The sequence below is a fragment of the Enterobacter sp. HG048 genome, from assembly GCF_024702055.1.
Classification (GTDB): domain Bacteria; phylum Pseudomonadota; class Gammaproteobacteria; order Enterobacterales; family Enterobacteriaceae; genus Enterobacter; species Enterobacter dykesii.
This window is the reverse complement of sequence record NZ_JANLIZ010000042.1, coordinates 1-314: the sequence shown is the minus strand read 5'-3', so window position 1 is coordinate 314 and position 314 is coordinate 1. Positions and strand designations below refer to the sequence as shown.

Sequence of the window (314 nt, the reverse complement as noted above, 5' to 3'; positions counted from 1 at the left end):
ACAGACAGCCAGGATGTTGGCTTAGAAGCAGCCATCATTTAAAGAAAGCGTAATAGCTCACTGGTCGAGTCGGCCTGCGCGGAAGATGTAACGGGGCTAAACCATGCACCGAAGCTGCGGCAGCGACGCTTATGCGTTGTTGGGTAGGGGAGCGTTCTGTAAGCCGTTGAAGGTGGCCTGTGAGGGTTGCTGGAGGTATCAGAAGTGCGAATGCTGACATAAGTAACGATAAAGCGGGTGAAAAGCCCGCTCGCCGGAAGACCAAGGGTTCCTGTCCAACGTTAATCGGGGCAGGGTGAGTCGACCCCTAAGGC

1 rRNA gene is annotated in these 314 nt (G+C 55.1%); it reads left to right on the top strand.

What is annotated here, in order from left to right:
- A 23S ribosomal RNA gene (locus tag NUX24_RS21715) occupies positions 1–314 on the top strand; the annotation flags it as partial.